The organism is Microcoleus sp. S13C4 (assembly GCF_036700865.1).
In the GTDB taxonomy this organism is placed as follows: domain Bacteria; phylum Cyanobacteriota; class Cyanobacteriia; order Cyanobacteriales; family Microcoleaceae; genus Microcoleus.
Genome location: NZ_JAUBPS010000031.1, coordinates 23710 through 40116 on the forward strand (window position 1 = coordinate 23710; position 16407 = coordinate 40116).

General features: G+C 44.6%; 19 protein-coding genes and 1 pseudogene. 8 read left to right on the top strand and 12 right to left on the bottom strand.

What is annotated here, in order from left to right; translation table 11 throughout:
* Nucleotides 1-8 precede the first annotated feature (8 nt).
* Both QT996_RS14955 and QT996_RS14960 read right to left on the bottom strand, forming a co-directional pair.
* Nucleotides 9-524 (bottom strand): isoprenylcysteine carboxylmethyltransferase family protein, encoded by a 516-nt coding sequence (locus tag QT996_RS14955; RefSeq protein WP_333047429.1) that lies wholly within the window; start codon nucleotides 522-524, stop codon nucleotides 9-11.
* 200 nt (nucleotides 525-724) lie between these two features.
* On the bottom strand, nucleotides 725-1669 hold the full coding sequence (locus QT996_RS14960; protein WP_333047480.1) for an aldo/keto reductase: 945 nt from the start codon (nucleotides 1667-1669) through the stop codon (nucleotides 725-727).
* A 150-nt stretch (nucleotides 1670-1819) separates the two neighbouring features.
* Here QT996_RS14960 and QT996_RS14965 point away from each other — a divergent pair, with 150 nt between their 5' ends.
* The 3 genes from QT996_RS14965 (at nucleotide 1820) to QT996_RS14975 (ending at nucleotide 4440) form a co-directional block, all read left to right on the top strand.
* Nucleotides 1820-3286 (top strand): BCD family MFS transporter, encoded by a 1467-nt coding sequence (locus QT996_RS14965; RefSeq protein ID WP_333047431.1) that lies wholly within the window; start codon nucleotides 1820-1822, stop codon nucleotides 3284-3286.
* A gap of 93 nt (nucleotides 3287-3379) precedes the next feature.
* Nucleotides 3380-4210 carry an inositol monophosphatase family protein gene (locus QT996_RS14970; protein WP_333047432.1) on the top strand — a complete coding sequence of 277 codons (831 nt, stop codon included), beginning with the start codon at nucleotides 3380-3382 and terminating at the stop codon, nucleotides 4208-4210.
* A gap of 65 nt (nucleotides 4211-4275) precedes the next feature.
* Nucleotides 4276-4440: a hypothetical protein gene (locus QT996_RS14975; RefSeq protein WP_333047433.1), complete on the top strand. Its 165-nt coding sequence runs from the start codon at nucleotides 4276-4278 to the stop codon at nucleotides 4438-4440.
* A 461-nt stretch (nucleotides 4441-4901) separates the two neighbouring features.
* Here QT996_RS14975 and QT996_RS14980 read toward each other — a convergent pair whose 3' ends face one another.
* The 7 genes from QT996_RS14980 to QT996_RS15010 all read right to left on the bottom strand — a co-directional run bounded on the left by QT996_RS14980 (nucleotide 4902) and on the right by QT996_RS15010 (nucleotide 9961).
* Nucleotides 4902-5483: an NAD(P)H-dependent oxidoreductase gene (locus tag QT996_RS14980; protein ID WP_333047434.1), complete on the bottom strand. Its 582-nt coding sequence runs from the start codon at nucleotides 5481-5483 to the stop codon at nucleotides 4902-4904.
* A gap of 93 nt (nucleotides 5484-5576) precedes the next feature.
* The gene (locus QT996_RS14985) at nucleotides 5577-5819 is read right to left on the bottom strand and encodes a hypothetical protein (RefSeq protein ID WP_333047435.1); all 243 of its coding nucleotides are present in this window, start codon (nucleotides 5817-5819) and stop codon (nucleotides 5577-5579) included.
* A gap of 1 nt (nucleotide 5820) precedes the next feature.
* Entirely contained in the window at nucleotides 5821-6471 is a 651-nt protein-coding gene (locus QT996_RS14990; RefSeq protein ID WP_333047436.1) for a retron system putative HNH endonuclease, read from the bottom strand.
* The gene (locus tag QT996_RS14995; protein ID WP_333047437.1) at nucleotides 6468-7751 is read right to left on the bottom strand and encodes an AAA family ATPase; all 1284 of its coding nucleotides are present in this window, start codon (nucleotides 7749-7751) and stop codon (nucleotides 6468-6470) included. The genes QT996_RS14990 and QT996_RS14995 overlap by 4 nt, the downstream gene beginning before the upstream one ends.
* Nucleotides 7752-7803: 52 nt before the next feature.
* On the bottom strand, nucleotides 7804-8679 hold the full coding sequence (locus QT996_RS15000; protein ID WP_333047438.1) for a ChaN family lipoprotein: 876 nt from the start codon (nucleotides 8677-8679) through the stop codon (nucleotides 7804-7806).
* Between the two features lie 548 nt (nucleotides 8680-9227).
* Entirely contained in the window at nucleotides 9228-9590 is a 363-nt protein-coding gene (locus QT996_RS15005; RefSeq protein WP_333047439.1) for a cupin domain-containing protein, read from the bottom strand.
* 95 nt (nucleotides 9591-9685) lie between these two features.
* Nucleotides 9686-9961: a hypothetical protein gene (locus QT996_RS15010; RefSeq protein WP_333047440.1), complete on the bottom strand. Its 276-nt coding sequence runs from the start codon at nucleotides 9959-9961 to the stop codon at nucleotides 9686-9688.
* Between the two features lie 160 nt (nucleotides 9962-10121).
* Between QT996_RS15010 and QT996_RS15015 the strand changes: the two genes are divergently transcribed.
* The 4 genes from QT996_RS15015 to QT996_RS15030 all read left to right on the top strand — a co-directional run bounded on the left by QT996_RS15015 (nucleotide 10122) and on the right by QT996_RS15030 (nucleotide 12936).
* Complete coding sequence (locus tag QT996_RS15015) at nucleotides 10122-10760, top strand: peroxiredoxin (protein ID WP_006632618.1); 639 nt, start codon at nucleotides 10122-10124, stop codon at nucleotides 10758-10760.
* A 130-nt stretch (nucleotides 10761-10890) separates the two neighbouring features.
* Nucleotides 10891-11475 carry a Uma2 family endonuclease gene (locus QT996_RS15020; protein WP_333047441.1) on the top strand — a complete coding sequence of 195 codons (585 nt, stop codon included), beginning with the start codon at nucleotides 10891-10893 and terminating at the stop codon, nucleotides 11473-11475.
* Between the two features lie 64 nt (nucleotides 11476-11539).
* Nucleotides 11540-12514: a cysteine synthase A gene (locus QT996_RS15025; protein ID WP_333047442.1), complete on the top strand. Its 975-nt coding sequence runs from the start codon at nucleotides 11540-11542 to the stop codon at nucleotides 12512-12514.
* A gap of 122 nt (nucleotides 12515-12636) precedes the next feature.
* Nucleotides 12637-12936 (top strand): (2Fe-2S) ferredoxin domain-containing protein, encoded by a 300-nt coding sequence (locus tag QT996_RS15030; protein WP_333047444.1) that lies wholly within the window; start codon nucleotides 12637-12639, stop codon nucleotides 12934-12936.
* 14 nt (nucleotides 12937-12950) lie between these two features.
* Here the strand turns inward: QT996_RS15030 and QT996_RS15035 are convergent, their stop codons facing one another.
* Nucleotides 12951-14183 carry a hypothetical protein gene (locus QT996_RS15035; protein WP_333047446.1) on the bottom strand — a complete coding sequence of 411 codons (1233 nt, stop codon included), beginning with the start codon at nucleotides 14181-14183 and terminating at the stop codon, nucleotides 12951-12953.
* Nucleotides 14184-14353: 170 nt separating this feature from the next.
* Complete coding sequence (locus tag QT996_RS15040) at nucleotides 14354-14683, bottom strand: HNH endonuclease (protein ID WP_333047448.1); 330 nt, start codon at nucleotides 14681-14683, stop codon at nucleotides 14354-14356.
* Between the two features lie 67 nt (nucleotides 14684-14750).
* On the opposite strand from QT996_RS15040, the pseudogene QT996_RS15045 reads away from it, so the two are divergent.
* Nucleotides 14751-15599, top strand: a pseudogene (locus QT996_RS15045) (IS630 family transposase).
* A 150-nt stretch (nucleotides 15600-15749) separates the two neighbouring features.
* On the opposite strand, the gene QT996_RS15050 reads toward QT996_RS15045, so the two are convergent.
* Nucleotides 15750-16373 (bottom strand): heme-copper oxidase subunit III, encoded by a 624-nt coding sequence (locus QT996_RS15050; RefSeq protein ID WP_333047449.1) that lies wholly within the window; start codon nucleotides 16371-16373, stop codon nucleotides 15750-15752.
* Between the last annotated feature and the right edge of the window lie 34 nt (nucleotides 16374-16407).

The following is a 16407-nucleotide window of genomic DNA, read 5'->3' on the forward strand; positions in this document are numbered from 1 at the left end:
TCGAGCTTTTAATAGATTCCGGGAAGTAGTTTTTTGACTCGCTGGCTGTATTGTGAATAGTGTGGATATTTTTCGGTTAACCAGGTTTCTTCGCGGCTGGCTTTAATCTCGAAAAATATTATTAATATTGCGCTGGCTATTAAGTGGGATATGCTCATTTGAAAAATTGTCCAGCCGAGGGCGGCAAAAATTAAGCCACTGTATAATGGATGCCGCACTATTCCGTAAATGCCTGTTTGGACTAATTCTCCGTTTTCTATGGGATACGGTAAAGGTGTGAGATTTTTTCCTAAGTCTATCAATCCTTTGATGATGAAAATTAATCCGCTTAAGCCGAGCATACTGGCCATAAACCAGGTAATATAAAGTAATTGAGTTGATTGAATTTTTAATCCGGGCAGTTGATAAACTGGTAAGATTGCAAATCCTGTGAGCAATGCTCCTTGAAGCAAAACTAAATATTCGCCACGGCTGTTGTTGCGCCAGCTTTCGCGCGTGAAACCCCAATCAGTTAAGATTTTCATAGTAAGACGAAGAAGGAAGAAGGAAGAAGGAAGAAGGAATAAGGAAGAGGGGAGAAGGAAGAAGGAAGAAGAGGGGAGAGGGAAGAAGGAAGAGGTGAGAAGAAAGTGAACTGTAGGTTGGGTAGAGTGAAGTAAAACCCAACCTACGGCGAACAGTGAACAGTCAACAGTCAACAGTCAACAGTCAACAATTAACAAATTTATTCTAGCCAGGGGCGAGTCATTAGTTCTAGTTGGTTGACTTCATCTTGGCTTAAACTCCAGCCTAATGCGCCTGCGTTTTCTTGGGCTTGTTTGGCGGTTTTGGCACCGGGAATGGGGATGACTCCGTTTTGGCATATCAACCAGTTTAGGGCAACTTGGGCGGGCGTACGATCGCGCTTTTTGCCCATTTTTCGCAGCGTGGACATAACTAATTCGATTTTTTCGAGGCCGCTTTTGCTGAAGCGGGAGTCCATTTTGCGGGCTCCTGTAGGTTGTTCTTGGGCTGTGTATTTGTCGGTGAGCAATCCTTGGGCTAAGGGGCTGTACGCTAAAATTGTGACCCCCAATTCGCGGGCTGCACTCACAATTCCTTGTTTTTCTACTTGCCGCGACAGCAAGGAGTAACGGACTTGATTTGTTGCTAACGGAACGCCTCGGGCTGCTAGTATTTTGTGGGCTTCGCGCATCTGTTCTACTGAATAGTTGCTGACTCCTACTGCTTGAATTCTGCCTTGTTTTACTTCATCGGCTAAGGCGTTCATTAGGGTTTCTTGACTCAGCAAAAAAGTGAATGGCCAGTGCACTTGGTAGAGGGCTATTTGTTCTACTTGCAAGCGTTTTAAGCTGGCACTCAAAGCGTCGGAAACTGATTTCCCTGTAATCCGCCAAGGTACGGGGCCGAATTTGGTGGCTATTTGCACGGGTTGGGTGGTTTTTTTGAGAAACTGCCCCAGTAATTCTTCTGACAAGCCGTTACCGTAGACTTCGGCTGTGTCGAAAAAGTTGACTCCGCTGTCTAGGGATGTTTTGAATGCTGCTTCGACTTCGGCGGCGCCGTAGTTGCTGCCGTAGTTCCAAAATAGTTTGTCGCCCCAAGCCCAAGTTCCGACGCACAGGGGAATGACGGCTGGGCCGTTTTGTCCTAGGGTAATGGTTGTCACGGTTGGTAAATCCACAGTTATTGATTCTCTTTATTTTTATATGAATTTATAGGAATAATCGCGATCGAGCTTCTAGCCTGGGGAAGAATGGCGGCGGCTTGTGATATGTCAGTTACTATAAATGCAAATGCTGTGTTTATTTGAATAGTTATGTCTATCAACCGTTTGCCAGATTCTAGATTAACAGATTCCGCGACTCCTGCTATCAAGAGAGTTACCCTCCTGACTATGTTCCGGTTGGGTTTGTTTCAGATGGGATTGGGCATGATGTCGATTTTGACGCTGGGGGTGCTCAATCGCGTGATGATTAAAGAGTTGGCGATTCCGGCTACTGTGGTGGCGGGTACGCTGGCGATGCACCAGTTTGTGGCACCGGCTAGGGTGTGGTTCGGGCAAATGTCTGATGCTAGGCCTTTGTTTGGGCATCACCGCACGGGTTATGTGTGGGTAGGAAGCGTTTTGTTTGTGATTTCTGCTTTTTTGGCGGTGCAGGTAATGTGGCGCTTGGGTGACAGTTTGGATGCTGATAGGTTGCGCTTAGGCGGCAGTTTGGAGGCGGTGGGGTGGACTACTCCTACTTACGGTTGGGTGGGTTTGTTGGGTTTGATTTTTGCGCTTTACGGTATTGCTATTTGTTCGAGTTCGACTCCTTTTGCTGCTTTGTTGGTGGATGTTTCTGATGAGGAAGATCGATCGAAGTTGGTGGGTGTGGTGTGGTCGATGCTGATGGTTGGTATTATTATCGGGGCGATTGTTAGCAGCGGTTTGCTGAAGCAAATTGATGGGGATGTGTCGCGGGAAGTGTTGCAGGCTTCGATTAATGGTTTGTTTGTGAAGGTGCCGGCGCTGGTTTTGCTGTTGGTGGGGATTGCGACTTTTGGGGTGGAGAAAAAGTATTCGCGCTACGGGGTGCGATCGAGCGCAGTGAACCGAGAAGATAAAATTACTCTGGGAAGTGCGCTGCGGATTTTGACTGCTAGCCGTCAAACCGGTTTATTTTTTACTTTCCTGCTGATTATGACAATTTGCTTGTTTATGCAGGATGCGGTTTTGGAACCTTACGGCGGGGAAATTTTTAAGATGCCGATTTCGGAAACTACTCGGTTGAATGCTATTTACGGTACTGGTACTCTGATCGGTTTGGCTACAACTGGTTTTTTTATTGTACCGCGCATCGGCAAGCAAAATACGATTAGGTTGGGCTGTTTGTCGGTGGCGGCTTGTTTAGGTTTGATTATTTTATCTGGATTTACAGGTAATCCAATTGTGTTTAAGTCGGCTTTAATGTTGTTTGGTCTAGCTTCGGGAATTACGACGACGGGTGCACTGAGTTTGATGTTGGATTTGACTGCTGCAGAAACTGCTGGGACTTTTATTGGCGCTTGGGGTTTGTCGCAGGCGATGGCGCGGGGTGTGGCGACGGTTAGCGGCGGTGCTATTTTGGATTTGGGCAGAAGTTTGTTTGGGGTGCCGATGTTGGCTTACGGGTTGGTTTTTGCTGTGCCGGCGGTGGGTATGATTCTGGCTGTTTGGCTGTTAGGTAGGGTGGATGTTCGGGAGTTTCAGGATAATGCTAAAAGTGCGATCGCCACTATTCTTGAAAATGAATTAGACTAATGTTTGGTCAGTTGGTCGGTGTCAGTTGTCAGTTGGGCTGTGGCAGTTGTTAGTTCCAATAATCAATAACCAATAACTAATAACGAATAACTAATGACTAATTTTTGGGATTCTATTTTAAGTTTTGCACGGGTTACTGTCGAGAGAGTCGGACAGCAGTTGTTGCAAGATTTCGGTTCCGTCCCAGCGGATGAGAAGGATGACGGGAGTTTGGTTACGAAATCCGATAATTGGGCTGATGCGGAGATTAGAAGTGCGATCGCATCTGCTTTCCCCACTCACGGGATTTTAAGTGAGGAGGGCGAACACGTTTTCCCCGATACTGAATGGTGCTGGATTGTCGATCCTTTAGATGCTACAACTAATTTTGCTAGGGGAATTCCGATTTGGGGTATTTCTTTGGGTTTGTTGTATCGTGGAACTCCGGTTTTTGGCTACGTGCATTTGCCGCCAATTAATCAGTCTTTTCACGGTTTTTTTGCACCTGATTTTGCGGGTGGCGTGTTTGACAATATGCCTCAAGGTGCGTTTTTAAACGGGCAGCAAATTCGACCGACTGCTGATAAAATGAGTGGCAATCATTTTTTTAATTTGTGTTCGCGGAGTGTGGGAATCGGGCCTCATCTTCCGAGTAAAGTTCGGATGTTGGGCATGGCTAGTTACAATTTTTTGACGGTGGCTTCGGGTGTGGCTATGGGAGGGGTGGAAGCGACTCCAAAAGTTTGGGATATTGCGGGGAGTTGGGTAATTGTGAAGGCTGCGGGTGCGGTTTGGTTGCCTCTGGAATCCCAGGGGATTTTTCCGCTGGAAGTGGGGAAGAATTACGGCAGGATTTCTTATCCGACTTTGGTGATGAATCGGCAGGAGTTGGTATCGGTGTTTTTGCCGTTTGTGGAGGCTTGGAAGAAGAAAAAAATGGGGTAATTTAGGTGAAGCGAAGCTATGCCGTAGGAAATCGAACAATTATTAAATAAAACGGCAGGGCAGGCGTGACGGAGGAGTCTCCCACGCCTGCCGTGCTGTTTGGAAAAAATATACCGACCGATGACCGATGGTTCAAGTATGCCTACTCTCGTCTATTTCTGGCAATCTGCGATCGGGTGGTTTTGTTTTACGTCGATCGGGTGATGCGGTGCTGCTACAATTTGTGGTAAGTTTTCAACTACCTATTATCTCTCGGAAATAAAATTATCCCCGTCTTTAAGTAGAGGCACAAGGGTAAATAGATTTACTGCGGTGTGGGAAAAAGTAGATGAGTGGTATATTGGCTATGTCGAAGAGTTAGCCTGGGGGAAGATACAAGAATAAACCTGGGAAGAAACTCAGAAAATTATGCGGTTTGCGATCGCACTCATCTCGATAGTACAATTTCAGGGATTCACCAGAGGGATGATTTTCTAAGTGCAATTCTCAAGCCTGGCTGCTGGTTTTAGCAAGTGCTGATTTTGGGTATGTGGTGAATGTCATGTTAATTTGGGGGTGAGAATAACAGCCAATTAACTACGATCGTAGCAATTCTGCGATGCGATCGCACTTGATGCAGCCAGCAAAATAACAGATGGTGGGATTGGGACACAACATTGCTGTTTCCCAACTCCACAATGAATTTATTGCCTCATGCGATTAATTTCGACAGCACATTAGACAACTTAGCACCGAGATTCTCCACAGAGTCCTGCTGTTTGGGATCTTTCATTGTACCGTCAGGATTAAATACTTCAAAAGCTTGGGGAATTGCTTTCTGATCCGGGAGTACCAATACGTTAATATTCCCCAAGATCGATCGCAAATGAACCAATCCCCGCATACCCCCTATCCCGCCTGGGGAAGCACTCATAATTACCGCTACTTTGCCAGTAAATGCCACCAATCCCGGTTCACCCGGTGCTGGGCGCGATACCCAATCGATCGCATTTTTCAACACAGCCGTAATCGAACTGTTATACTCAGGGGAAGCTATCAAAAACCCGTCATGCGCTACCATCAATTCCTTCAATTTGCGGGCATTTTCTGGCATTCCCTCTTTTGCTTCCAAATCTTCGTCAAATAGCGGCATCGGCAAATCGCGCAAATCTACATAAGTAACTTCTGCACCCGCCGCAGTAGCCCCAGCAGCCGCCACTTTTACCAGCAGTTTGTTATAGGATGCTTCGCGGGTACTTCCGGCAAATGCAAGTATTTTTGGTCTATTGTTCACGGTATTTCCTGATATTTTGACAAGATAATCTTGACATTTTCAAGCTAAATTTTAGCAAAGGAAGGGGCTCGCTGTCTCTTTCATTAAGATATATTAGTTAAATAAATTGTCGCCACTAAAAAACTGGGCAGGCGTGACGGAGGAGTCTCCCACACCGGGCGCGCGGTTTGTAGTAAATATAACCGACCGATGACCGATATGTAAAGTGTGCCTTGGGGCATCGACTTTCTGCAATCTGCGATCGGGCGATTTAATTTTGTGCGATCGGGTGATGCGGTGGGGTAAAGTATATATTAAGTCCGATCGTCGATCGCGCAATCTTTGAGTAACATTCAACTTAAGAAACACCAAAATAATTTTTGAGAAAATACAAAACTGCATTACAAAAAGGCTGGTATCGCCCTTGTGCATTCATTTGTTGACAAACTTGAGCTAATAATTCTGCTTCTTGCTGTGTCATGATTCCTTGCAATGCTTCAAGTGCTTTAATTCGTCCCTGCATTAAGTCATAATGATTGAGTACCAAAACTTCAATGGTTGTTTCAGCATCTTTTTGATGAGCTAAATTATTTGCAGTTGGCAGTATCTCACCAGTGCTAGAGTAATTAAAAAATTCTTCACAGTTGGCTTGTAGTGGCGAAACCCTGATCGCAAGATCCCCCTTCTTATTGCCACAATACTCTGGCCAACGATACCCTGGCTTATTTGTATCTCGGCCACAAGAAGCTAGCATATTTGTGTACTCAACAGATAATTCTGCATCAGTCTTGCTCTGAGGGTCTAGATGTTCAATATGGCTATTACTTTGGTCAACACTATTACAGCAGTAGCAGCAAATATAGCCTTGTTCACTTAGCAAAGAAATGTGTACCGATCCTCTCTCAGGGTTGGAAAGACTTTTGTAATCATAGTTGACACCGAGAGACTTCTGTGTAGCCTTCCAGTCGGAAAAATTTTGAGGTTCTTTCCCCTTTTGAATATATTTCATTTATGGAGAATTTCCTTGCGTTGAATTAGCCAATCTGCTCTCACAAATTCAGGATCTTCTTCTCCCATTCTGTGTGCTAATTCTTGGCGAAATTGCCGTGCCTTTCCGAGTTCGCCCTTGTCTATCAAGCGAAACAATTCACGTAAATCTTCCTTAATTTCCTGCGGACGTTCTGGAGTTCCCATAAGCGTTTCTAGAATCCGATTGCTATCTTTCCCAAAGGATGGTACTCGCTCGATCGCAATTCCTTCAGATGTTGACCTCAAAAGATGAACCCATTTGAGATCGCTGATTACCTGTGGCGAATGAGTCGTAATTATAAACTGGCAATTTGGAAATGTTTTTTTAAGATTCGGAATAATCGCCCGTTGCCATTTTGGGTGCAAGTGGAGCTCAATCTCGTCAATCAAAACAACGCCGGAACCCTCAAGCGGATTGCAATCTGGATTCGGATTTGCGATCGCCAAACGCCTTGCTAAATCTCCTGCTAGTGCTAACAAGCATTTTTCACCATCGGATAGTTGATTGACGATCAGTTCATCGCCTTGTTTGTCTGCAGTCATTCGCAAAGGCGATCGCCTAACCCGTAAATTTGAAAAGCCGTCTAGTAAGTTAGCGATCGCATATCTGACTGCTTCTAGTTCGCGATCGCGATACTCATCAGGCTCATTTAGTCGTAAATCATAATTAAATAGTCGTAATAGTCGTTCTTCGTTTTCTAAATCTTCCCGCTCTCTAAACCATTCAAAAAAGCGCCTAAAATCGATCTGCCCTCCCGTGAGAACCTCGTCATAAGCAGTTATCGGCTCAAACGAATGTTTCGTCCTAATCTTCAAAGGAATATCAAGTACGGCACGGTTAGTTGGGTAGTAAACAGCCAGAGGCAATGCTGCGTAAGAATTAGCATCTAACTGACTGTGTATGTGATCAACAACTTTTTTTAAGTCCCCAAGGTTGCTGCTAGTATTCTTGCTTCGCCCTTTACTGACCTTGGTTAAAGACCATACCACTTCCGGCCAGTCATTGATTGAAATTGTAATTTCGTTGTGAGTTTCTTTGCATCCTTTTTTGATATCATCTTCGTTGAAAGAACGTCCAGAACTATTGGGAGTTTGAATTCGCTTTGTCAGCCAGGAGAGAAGAATAGCCAAACACTCAAGTATGCTGGACTTCCCCACACCGTTGATACCGATGAACACAGTCGGCTCATCTGTATCAAACTCCAGGGTCAAATCGCTGATGCCTCGGAATGAGTTCATTTTTAGACGCTTGACTTTCACGATTTGGTTCTCCCTCTGGCTGAGTGCGTTATATTTTTGAGATCATATCAAATCAATGATTCCAAACAAAGTCAGCAATGGGTCTATCTGCCGACAAAACAGGATTGTCACTGGAATTGAGTAAAACCGATCGCATTTTTACATTCCCAACTCCCAAACGCCTCTCGACGCGACTGGGAATGCCGTAACCGTCAATAATGTGTCCTTTCCCCGCCAACACCACAACTTGATAGTCGGGGTTTGCTTTGACAAATTCAGCTATTTTTTCCGCCATAGTTTCGTCCCACAAAACTTGGGCTTGCAAGAATCTTTCAAAAGCCGTACTATTTCCCTGTTCAGCCTTTTGGTGTTGCTGGTAAACTTCTAGCAGCAGTTGCCGATATTCGGCGTTGTCGGTGCGAATTTCCGATATTGGGGGAATGTGCTTTTTTTCCTCGGCTGTGAGGCTTTCTAAACCTTGACTGGCAACTTTTCTCGTTACTTCGGAGGGTGTATTTAAGGCGAGGACGGGTAGTTGATTTTCTTTGGCAAACCGCAAAATGGGGGCGTAAGATTCCCAGGGAAAGCGCCATCTGCGATCGTACTCTGTTTGCTCGACTAATTGCTCTTCAGTCAGTTTACCTGCTAAGTAGTTGTCGATCGCGCTTTGAAAGGGACGCTGAAACATTTCCATCGCGATCGCAATTTTCCGATTTTGCCGCTGCATTTCTCGGATAATCTTTAGTTGAGCTTGGTGGTCCTCTACGCTATCGTGGGTTTCTCCCAGATACACGACTTTTGCCTTCACCAACTGTTGCAGAATCTCTTGGTTAGTGTAAGTCTGCCCAGGTTGAGGGTTCGCCGTCGTTTGCGCTGTCACTATACTGCTGCACAGCAGAAATATACTCAGCGATAAGGCGCACAGTTTGATGAGTTTGGTTGTTTTCATACAAATATTATGCCGTTTCTCGCAGCAGCAAGCACAGCCGAACTCTACTATTTTAGCTGAGCAGCTAGAAAGCTCAATGCTTAATTTAACTTCATAATTATCCGCAGTTACTTCTAAAAATGTAAAGTTTAGTTGCAGGTACTTGCGCTTCTAAAAGAAGGTGCTAAATTAATAATATGAAGCGAACAAAAAGCTTCTCTGACAGATACCACATCTAGATACCGCAGCGAAGTTCACAATAGAATCTAAGGAGTAAAACGCTGTCTAATCTCACATCTGTCTCATCAAAAATCAATAGCAGCACCCACCAACAAAGCTGATACTTCCTCAACTAATTAGAGGGGAGCAATGCAACTGAATCCGAGGATTATTGCAACTCCGCATCGAAGTTGAAAAAAGAGGAAATCACTCGGTACATATGGCTGGGTGCTGTTGTTGTTAAAATAGATTTTCGGTTTGTGATGTTTTTTGCAGTAGAGGCAGAGCCTCTAGATATGCGTTACCGGGCAGAGCCGGGTAACGAGCATAAAAGGAGAAAAACTAGAAAATTATTGGAAAATTGTCTCGTCTTCCTTCCGCCACGCGGGATCGACGATACAAATAAATATTAGCGGCTCCGTGCCACAGTTGTAAATAAACTGCTTGGCGTTTGGGGGAATGTAAACTGCATCTCCGGCTTCCACGAATTGATTTTCGTCGTCGATGTGCATTTCTCCAACGCGGCAGAGGATGTAGTAAACTTCAGAAGTTGTCAGGGAGTGCAGCGCAGAAGTTTGTCCCGGTGGCAAAGTGGCGTGGGCTAAACTGTAACGCAAATCCACAGCTTGTTTGTCTGGATGCAGTAATTCTCGCAGTTGAGTACCGTCGCCAGCAATAAACTCGTCGCAGGCATTTAGCTTTTGAATTAGCATTCTTTCCACACTCCTGAAAATCTCTTTACCAAAACTTAAGTTTAATGGAAAGAGCGAGAGATGTTAAGAAATATGTAAAGCGGCGGCCGGATTTTTTAACCGTAAATTCCCGATTGCGATCGATAATCAGGACAGTCGATCGCATCTTCAGATAAAGCTATTGTAGGCTGAACGGGACACTTGAGGTGGTAGTCGCGGGTGAAAAATACGCAGTTAGCACAAGGGATTTGGTGCATCCGCTGAGCTCGACGCAGGGAGTCGGTGACTGTACGCCCGACACTCAAACAGAGCAAAATAACTAAGCCCCAAGCGGAGACAAAACACAGCGGGACTAAAACAGGCTGTATTGCCTTAAGCAAAAAGTAAAGCATAGCAAGAAAATTCAGCGTTATAAGCCACACATACATTACAGTAGTGGAATTGCCGAGCGATCGACCAAAAAGTTTAGAATCCTTTACAGCTCGATCGAGAAACCGGGCAATTATGGCATGATAAGGAACAGTCCTTAAATAAAATTAGAGGAAATCAGTTATGACTCTGCGATTAGGCGATACAGTTCCCAACTTTACTCAAGCTTCGTCTGAAGGGGAAATCAATTTCTACGACTGGGCTGGGGATAGCTGGGTCGTCTTGTTTTCCCACCCGAAAGACTATACTCCAGTGTGCACCACAGAACTTGGTGCAGTGGCCCGTCTAAAGTCTGAATTTGAAAAGCGGGGGGTCAAAACCATTGCCCTCAGCGTCGATGATGTGGATTCTCACATGGGCTGGATTAAAGATATTGAGGAAACTCAAAATGTCACCCTCAATTATCCGATTTTAGCAGATGGCGATCGTAAAGTCTCCGACATTTACGACATGATCCATCCTAACTCTCTGAACAACTTAACAATCCGCACAGTTTTTGTTATTGACCCGGAAAAGAAATTGCGTTTGAGCATTACTTATCCCGCGAGCACTGGTCGGAATTTTAATGAAATTTTGCGAGTAATTGATTCCTTGCAACTTACCGACAAATACAGCGTTGCGACTCCGGTTGATTGGAAAGACGGCGACGATTGCGTAATCGTACCTTCGATTACCGACCCGAAAGAGTTGGAAGAGAAATTTCCTAAAGGTTATACGCCGATTAAGCCTTATTTGCGGATGACTCCTCAGCCCAATAAATAGGTTTAATTTACCACCCTGTTTGTAGTAAGGACTTCATTCTTTAATCCTCATTTTTGAGGACTGAAGTCCTCACTACAAACAGAGAAATTATGCAATCTTGTTTGAGAATTTAGATTTCAGGAAAGGCAAAATGCTGTCATCTCCGATCGTATTGCGAATGCCACCAAAATTGCAAATGACAGACCGCCAGTTTTTCGATTTCTGTCAATTAAATCGCAACTTGCGAATTGAACGCAGCCAGCAGGGAGAAATACTATTATTGACTCTCGTTGGGGGAATCAGCAGCAACCGCAATGCTATCTTAACTGGAGAATTGGGAATTTGGACAAAGGGAGACGCAACTGGCATTGCTTTTGCTTCTTGTACAGGATTTATTTTATCGATCGGCTCCGTGCGATCGCCTGATGCTTCCTGGATTAAACTGGAAAGGTGGAATGCTTTATCAAAAGCACAGCAAGAAAAATTTGCACCAATTTGCCCTGACTTTGTAGCTGAACTCAGACCAGATTTTGAGGACTTAGAGCCACTGCAAGCAAAGATGGCAGAATACATCAGAGAACCAGGAGTGCAGTTAGGCTGGCTTATAGACCGCAAAAATCGCAGAGTTTATATTTACCGTCCCGGTTTGCCAGAGGAATGTTTGGAGAATCCGGCGACAGTTAGCGGCGACCCCGTTTTGCCGGGATTTATACTCAATATGACCAAGATTTGGTAAAAGTGGTAGCAATAATATCAACTTATTGTAAAAATTAATAATAGGATGCAAACAGGCAAAAAATATGGATATTAAAAACGGCTTTGTAGGCACAATCGGCAACACGCCACTAATTCGCTTAAACAGCTTCAGCGATGAAACTGGCTGCGAAATTCTCGGTAAAGCAGAGTTTCTCAATCCCGGCGGTTCTGTAAAAGACCGGGCTGCTTTATACATCATCAAAGATGCAGAAGAAAAAGGCTTGCTGAAACCGGGCGGCACTGTTGTTGAAGGCACTGCGGGCAATACTGGCATCGGTTTAGCCCACATTTGCAACGCTAAAGGTTACAAATGTTTGATTGTGATTCCCGATAACCAATCTCAAGAAAAAATCGATGCTTTGAAAACCTTGGGCGCTGAAGTTCGGACTGTTCCCGCTGTTCCTTACAAAGACCCAAATAATTATGTAAAATTGTCGGGAAGATTGGCAGCAGAAATGGAGAATGCAGTCTGGGCAAATCAGTTTGACAATTTAGCCAATCGCCGAGCTCATTACGAGACAACTGGCCCGGAAATTTGGGAACAAACAAACGGTAAAATTGATGCTTGGGTAACAGCTACTGGTACTGGCGGCACTTTTGCGGGCGTAGGAATGTTTTTAAAAGAAAAAAATCCTGCTGTTAGAATTGTCTTGGCAGACCCGATGGGCAGCGGGCTTTACAGTTATTTCAAAACTGGGGAAATTAAGACTGAAGGTAGTTCGATTACGGAGGGAATTGGCACCACCCGCGTCACTGCAAATATGGAGAATGCCCCGGTAGATGACGCCATCCAAATTCACGATACTGAAGCTGTCCGGGTGATTTACCAACTGCTGAGGAAAGAAGGGCTGTTTATGGGCGGTTCTGTGGGGATTAATGTCGCCGCGGCGGTGGCTTTAGCGAAGCAAATGGGGCCTGGACATACGATTGTTACGGTACTCTGCGACGGCGGGGCTCGGTATCAGTCCCGTTTGTTCGATCGACAATGGTTGGCTTCCAAAGGTTTGTCACCAGATTAACCGTAGGGTGCGCTGCGGCGCACTTTAAAATCTGGGCATATATAAAATTTGGGCATATATGGCCGCACCTATTCCCATGATAAAAAAATAGCATATATGTAGCCCAGTGTCAAGTAAAAAATATGAAAATTAAAGAATCTTCTAGGCAAGTTCTTGTTTGCCAAAACCGCACTTGTCGCAAGCAAAATTCAGCAAAGGTACTGGCAGCTTTTCAGAAATTGTCGCCTTCAGAAGTTGAAGTTGTTGCTAGCAGTTGTTTGGGACAGTGTGGCAACGGCCCGATGGTGTTGGCGCTGCCAGAAGAGGTTTGGTACAATGGCGTTTGCCCTGAAGAAGTTGCGACAATAACTGAGCAACATTTGCGGGGAGGAAAGCCGGTAGAGAGGATGCTTTACCGTAAGTTTCACCGACTTTCTAATTAGTCGATCGCCCGCCTTTAAAATTCTTCCGCAAACAACCGGCGGAGAATTTCCGTGACTTCGGCGCCAAATCTCGCGTCGAGTTCGATCGCCAGGCGATCGACACTGCTGGAACTGCCTACAGGTTTTTCTGCCCGCAAAGTCATGGCTAAAGTTCTGAGTTTTGCCGGCTTTCCCGCCGCCTTCGGCCGCTCGTCAACAAACCGCACTAAAGCCACATAAACTGTTTCTAGGGTTCCCCTGATCGCGCTCAGTCCGTAACCTAATTTTGAGATAATTACTGGAGAAGTGATAAGGCTATCCATCCCCAAAGTTTTAATTGCTACGTCCACATATCGAGCGCTGTCATGTCCCATTGCTCGGACAATGCTTTCTAAGCTGTTCCACTGAGATCCTTTCATGCGCGATCGCTGTTCGATATGGAAGTGCCATCCTAACATTGAAATCAGCCTGGTCAAGTCATAAGCAGATACGGAATTATTTTGTTTGATGCTGTTTGGCGCGGCAGTTAGCAGCACTTGTTTTTTGCTGAGATCAAAAATTTTTGGGTTGTTGTGATAAGGATTTTCGCCGTAATCGCCGCGAAAAATTAGCTCATTATTGCCAGTAGCGTTCTTTAGCCATTGCTCTAGTCCTATGCGAGTATCGAAGCGTTTGAACATCGCAGCTAAGGAGTTTGAACTTGCTATATTTGAGGCATAGCTAATCATGTCTTTTGCTACATCGTAAAAGTAAAAATCCTCTTTTAGCCCGTTGCCATCTCTCACAACGCAGTTGTCAATGTCGCAGTCGGGATATATACTATTTACTTGACTGACGATATTAAGGAGTGGGATAATTTTAGTAGCACTCCACTGCTCAGCATTAGTAAGTGCGTTTTTTCCCAGCCACTGCGCCTGAATTTTCCCGTCTACAAAAGTACCAATGCAAACGCAGGCTTCTTTGATGTCTTCGTGGAGAAAATTTAAAGCTTGAGAGTTAATTTGAGGTAGTTCTCCCAGGCTGGGAAAGGCAGTAAGTTTGAGGGGATTATTGGGGCCGGGAATAGAGCTAATTACTTTTAAGCCGTCGGGTTTCTGTTTGAGATAATCTGGATAGTTTTTAATTTCTTGTTGGTAAGGGGATTTTTCAATGCCCCGGTCTAAAAAAGCGAGTTTGTTTATGTTAGCTTGGGCATCTATTTGCATTTGGAGGTAGTTTTTGAAGATGCGCGCTCGGTCTTTTGCGAGTTCGAGGGAGGTAAGGTTCATGATAATTGTTGCAGCTTGTTACAAATAAGTAAATCACTATACTAGGATTTACGCAAACAAACCGGGTTTCTATGTAAAATTTTGGGTTAGGGAACGAAAAATTAATGAAGAAACCGGGCTGCAGACAGTAACTGCGTCTAGGACTATATATCTGAGTTCTGGCTATGCGATCAAGCTTTTTTGCCGCGTACTTGAATGCGTTTGTCGGTTTTTTGTTTCTTAATCCAAGAGACAAATTTCTGGAGTTCAGGGTCATTTTTGAGCTTTTCCAGGGTGTTGAGCTCTTGGGCGAGGTGTTTGTTGTCAAATAGAGAGTGAATCTGGCGGTGACAGGCTGAGCAAATATCGATTGTCGGGCTTGGATCTTCGTTTTTCCGCTTGGTGTTTTGTTTGGGGATGAGGTGATGGGCGGTTAATGCTTCCATTTGTCGATCGCACAATTCGCACTGCATAATTTTCTCAATGCTGCTGGATAGGAGAATTGCTACTTTTATAGTCATTTCAAATAAGTATGAGACTATTTAAAAATGAGGTAAAATTAATAAGAATAGTCAACCCGGTAGGAAAATGTCTTACAGTATTGATTTGAGAAAAAGAGTAGTGGATTATGTAGAAAATGGTGGTCGTATCGCTCAAGCAACCGGACTTTTTCAGGTAGGAAGGGCAACGATATATCGGTGGCTGGGTCGGACAGACCGTATTGGCCACCAAGGTAAAAAGACGTAAGAGAAAGCTAGATTGGAAAGCCTTAGAAAACGATGTAAAAGAGAATCCAGATGCCAGATTAATCGACCGAGCCAAGAAGTTTGGGGTCAGACCCAGCGCCATATCTTATGCTCTTAAAGAAATGAAAATTACTCGAAAAAAAAAGAACTTCGTTACCAGGAGAGAAACCGAGAAGAAAGAATGAAATACTACAGATATCTCCGAGAATTAATTAAAGTATCGGGAAGTCAAAGTCTGGTTTTTATTGATGAGTCAGGATTTGAAGAGTTTCAAGATTGTGCATTAGGCTGGTCAAAAAAAGGCAAAAAAATCTGGGGTGAAAAGTCAGGAAAACGGGGGAAAAGAGAAAATCTAGTAGCCGGAAGAAGGAAAGGAGAAAAGGACTTAATTGCCCCAATGGTTTTTACGGGCAGCCTCAATGCAGAAGGTTTTGAAGGGTGGTTATCTTTATATTTATTACCCTCTCTTACCAAGCCATCTATATTAATCATGGATAATGCACCGATTCATCGAAAAACAGCCATTCGAGAACTGGTAGAGGAAACGGAGCATCAAGTTCTTTTTCTCCCAAAATATTCTCCCGACCTGAACGATATTGAACACGATTTTAGTGCCTTAAAGCGAGCCAGAATGTATGCTCCTCCTGGCACATCTTTAGATGAACTCATCTGTGCCTACTGCGCTCAATAGTGTCTCTTTTTTATTTGAAATGACTATAGTTTAGCGCGATCGGCTTTGATTCATGTGAATGAAGCTCAAGCGCACTCTCCAAACAATAAAAAAACCCCCTGTTGGGGGTCATACAAATCTCTTGTGGCAGAGGTTGAAAAGCCTCTGGGATCACAAAATATACAGTAACAGAAACAAAACAATCCAAATCACATCCACAAAGTGCCAGTAAATCTCAGTCGCTTCGATTCCGAAGTGGTGCTCGCTAGAATAGTGACCTTGCGCGCGCGATCGCCACACCACCGCTACCATCAGCAGCACTCCCAACGTAACGTGCAAGCCGTGAAAAGCAGTCAAAACGTAAAAGCAACTGGCATACAAATTCGTCGTCAAGCCAAACTCTAAATGAGCGTATTCGTAAACCTGACCGAACAAGAAAACTGCGCCCATAGCAATAGTTACGAGCAGCCAATTACGCATTCCTGCGGCATCATTTTTTTTGATTGCAGTATCCGCATTGTGAATCACAAAACTGCTAGCAATCAGAATTACCGTATTGATTCCCGGCAGCAATAACTCGCGATCGGGCGTACCTTCAGGAGGCCACGCGGGGGCCATCGCCCGATAAATCAAATACGCGGCAAACATACCGAAAAATATCATGCCTTCAGCGCACAAGAACACAATTACACCTAACATTCGGTGGTCGGGATGCTCGACACCGTGTGCTTCTACCTCAGCCTCGTGGTGGTAATTCAGGGCTGTTTTTGCCGGATCGATCGCTGGAATTTGCATAAGAAATTGGTAATGAAGAAGTCAGTTGTCAGTG

What these genes read in the sequence shown, in the direction of transcription:
- QT996_RS14955 (WP_333047429.1), bottom strand. Translation starts at nt 524, where the DNA reads ATGAAAATCTTAACTGATTGGGGTTTCACGCGCGAAAGCTGGCGCAAC.
- QT996_RS14965 (WP_333047431.1), top strand. Translation starts at nt 1,820, where the DNA reads ATGTCTATCAACCGTTTGCCAGATTCTAGATTAACAGATTCCGCGACT.
- QT996_RS14970 (WP_333047432.1), top strand. Translation starts at nt 3,380, where the DNA reads ATGACTAATTTTTGGGATTCTATTTTAAGTTTTGCACGGGTTACTGTC.
- QT996_RS14990 (WP_333047436.1), bottom strand. Translation starts at nt 6,471, where the DNA reads ATGAAATATATTCAAAAGGGGAAAGAACCTCAAAATTTTTCCGACTGG.
- QT996_RS15000 (WP_333047438.1), bottom strand. Translation starts at nt 8,679, where the DNA reads ATGAAAACAACCAAACTCATCAAACTGTGCGCCTTATCGCTGAGTATA.
- QT996_RS15005 (WP_333047439.1), bottom strand. Translation starts at nt 9,590, where the DNA reads ATGCTAATTCAAAAGCTAAATGCCTGCGACGAGTTTATTGCTGGCGAC.
- QT996_RS15010 (WP_333047440.1), bottom strand. Translation starts at nt 9,961, where the DNA reads ATGCTTTACTTTTTGCTTAAGGCAATACAGCCTGTTTTAGTCCCGCTG.
- QT996_RS15015 (WP_006632618.1), top strand. Translation starts at nt 10,122, where the DNA reads ATGACTCTGCGATTAGGCGATACAGTTCCCAACTTTACTCAAGCTTCG.
- QT996_RS15020 (WP_333047441.1), top strand. Translation starts at nt 10,891, where the DNA reads ATGCTGTCATCTCCGATCGTATTGCGAATGCCACCAAAATTGCAAATG.
- QT996_RS15025 (WP_333047442.1), top strand. Translation starts at nt 11,540, where the DNA reads ATGGATATTAAAAACGGCTTTGTAGGCACAATCGGCAACACGCCACTA.
- QT996_RS15030 (WP_333047444.1), top strand. Translation starts at nt 12,637, where the DNA reads ATGAAAATTAAAGAATCTTCTAGGCAAGTTCTTGTTTGCCAAAACCGC.
- QT996_RS15035 (WP_333047446.1), bottom strand. Translation starts at nt 14,183, where the DNA reads ATGAACCTTACCTCCCTCGAACTCGCAAAAGACCGAGCGCGCATCTTC.
- QT996_RS15040 (WP_333047448.1), bottom strand. Translation starts at nt 14,683, where the DNA reads ATGACTATAAAAGTAGCAATTCTCCTATCCAGCAGCATTGAGAAAATT.
- QT996_RS15050 (WP_333047449.1), bottom strand. Translation starts at nt 16,373, where the DNA reads ATGCAAATTCCAGCGATCGATCCGGCAAAAACAGCCCTGAATTACCAC.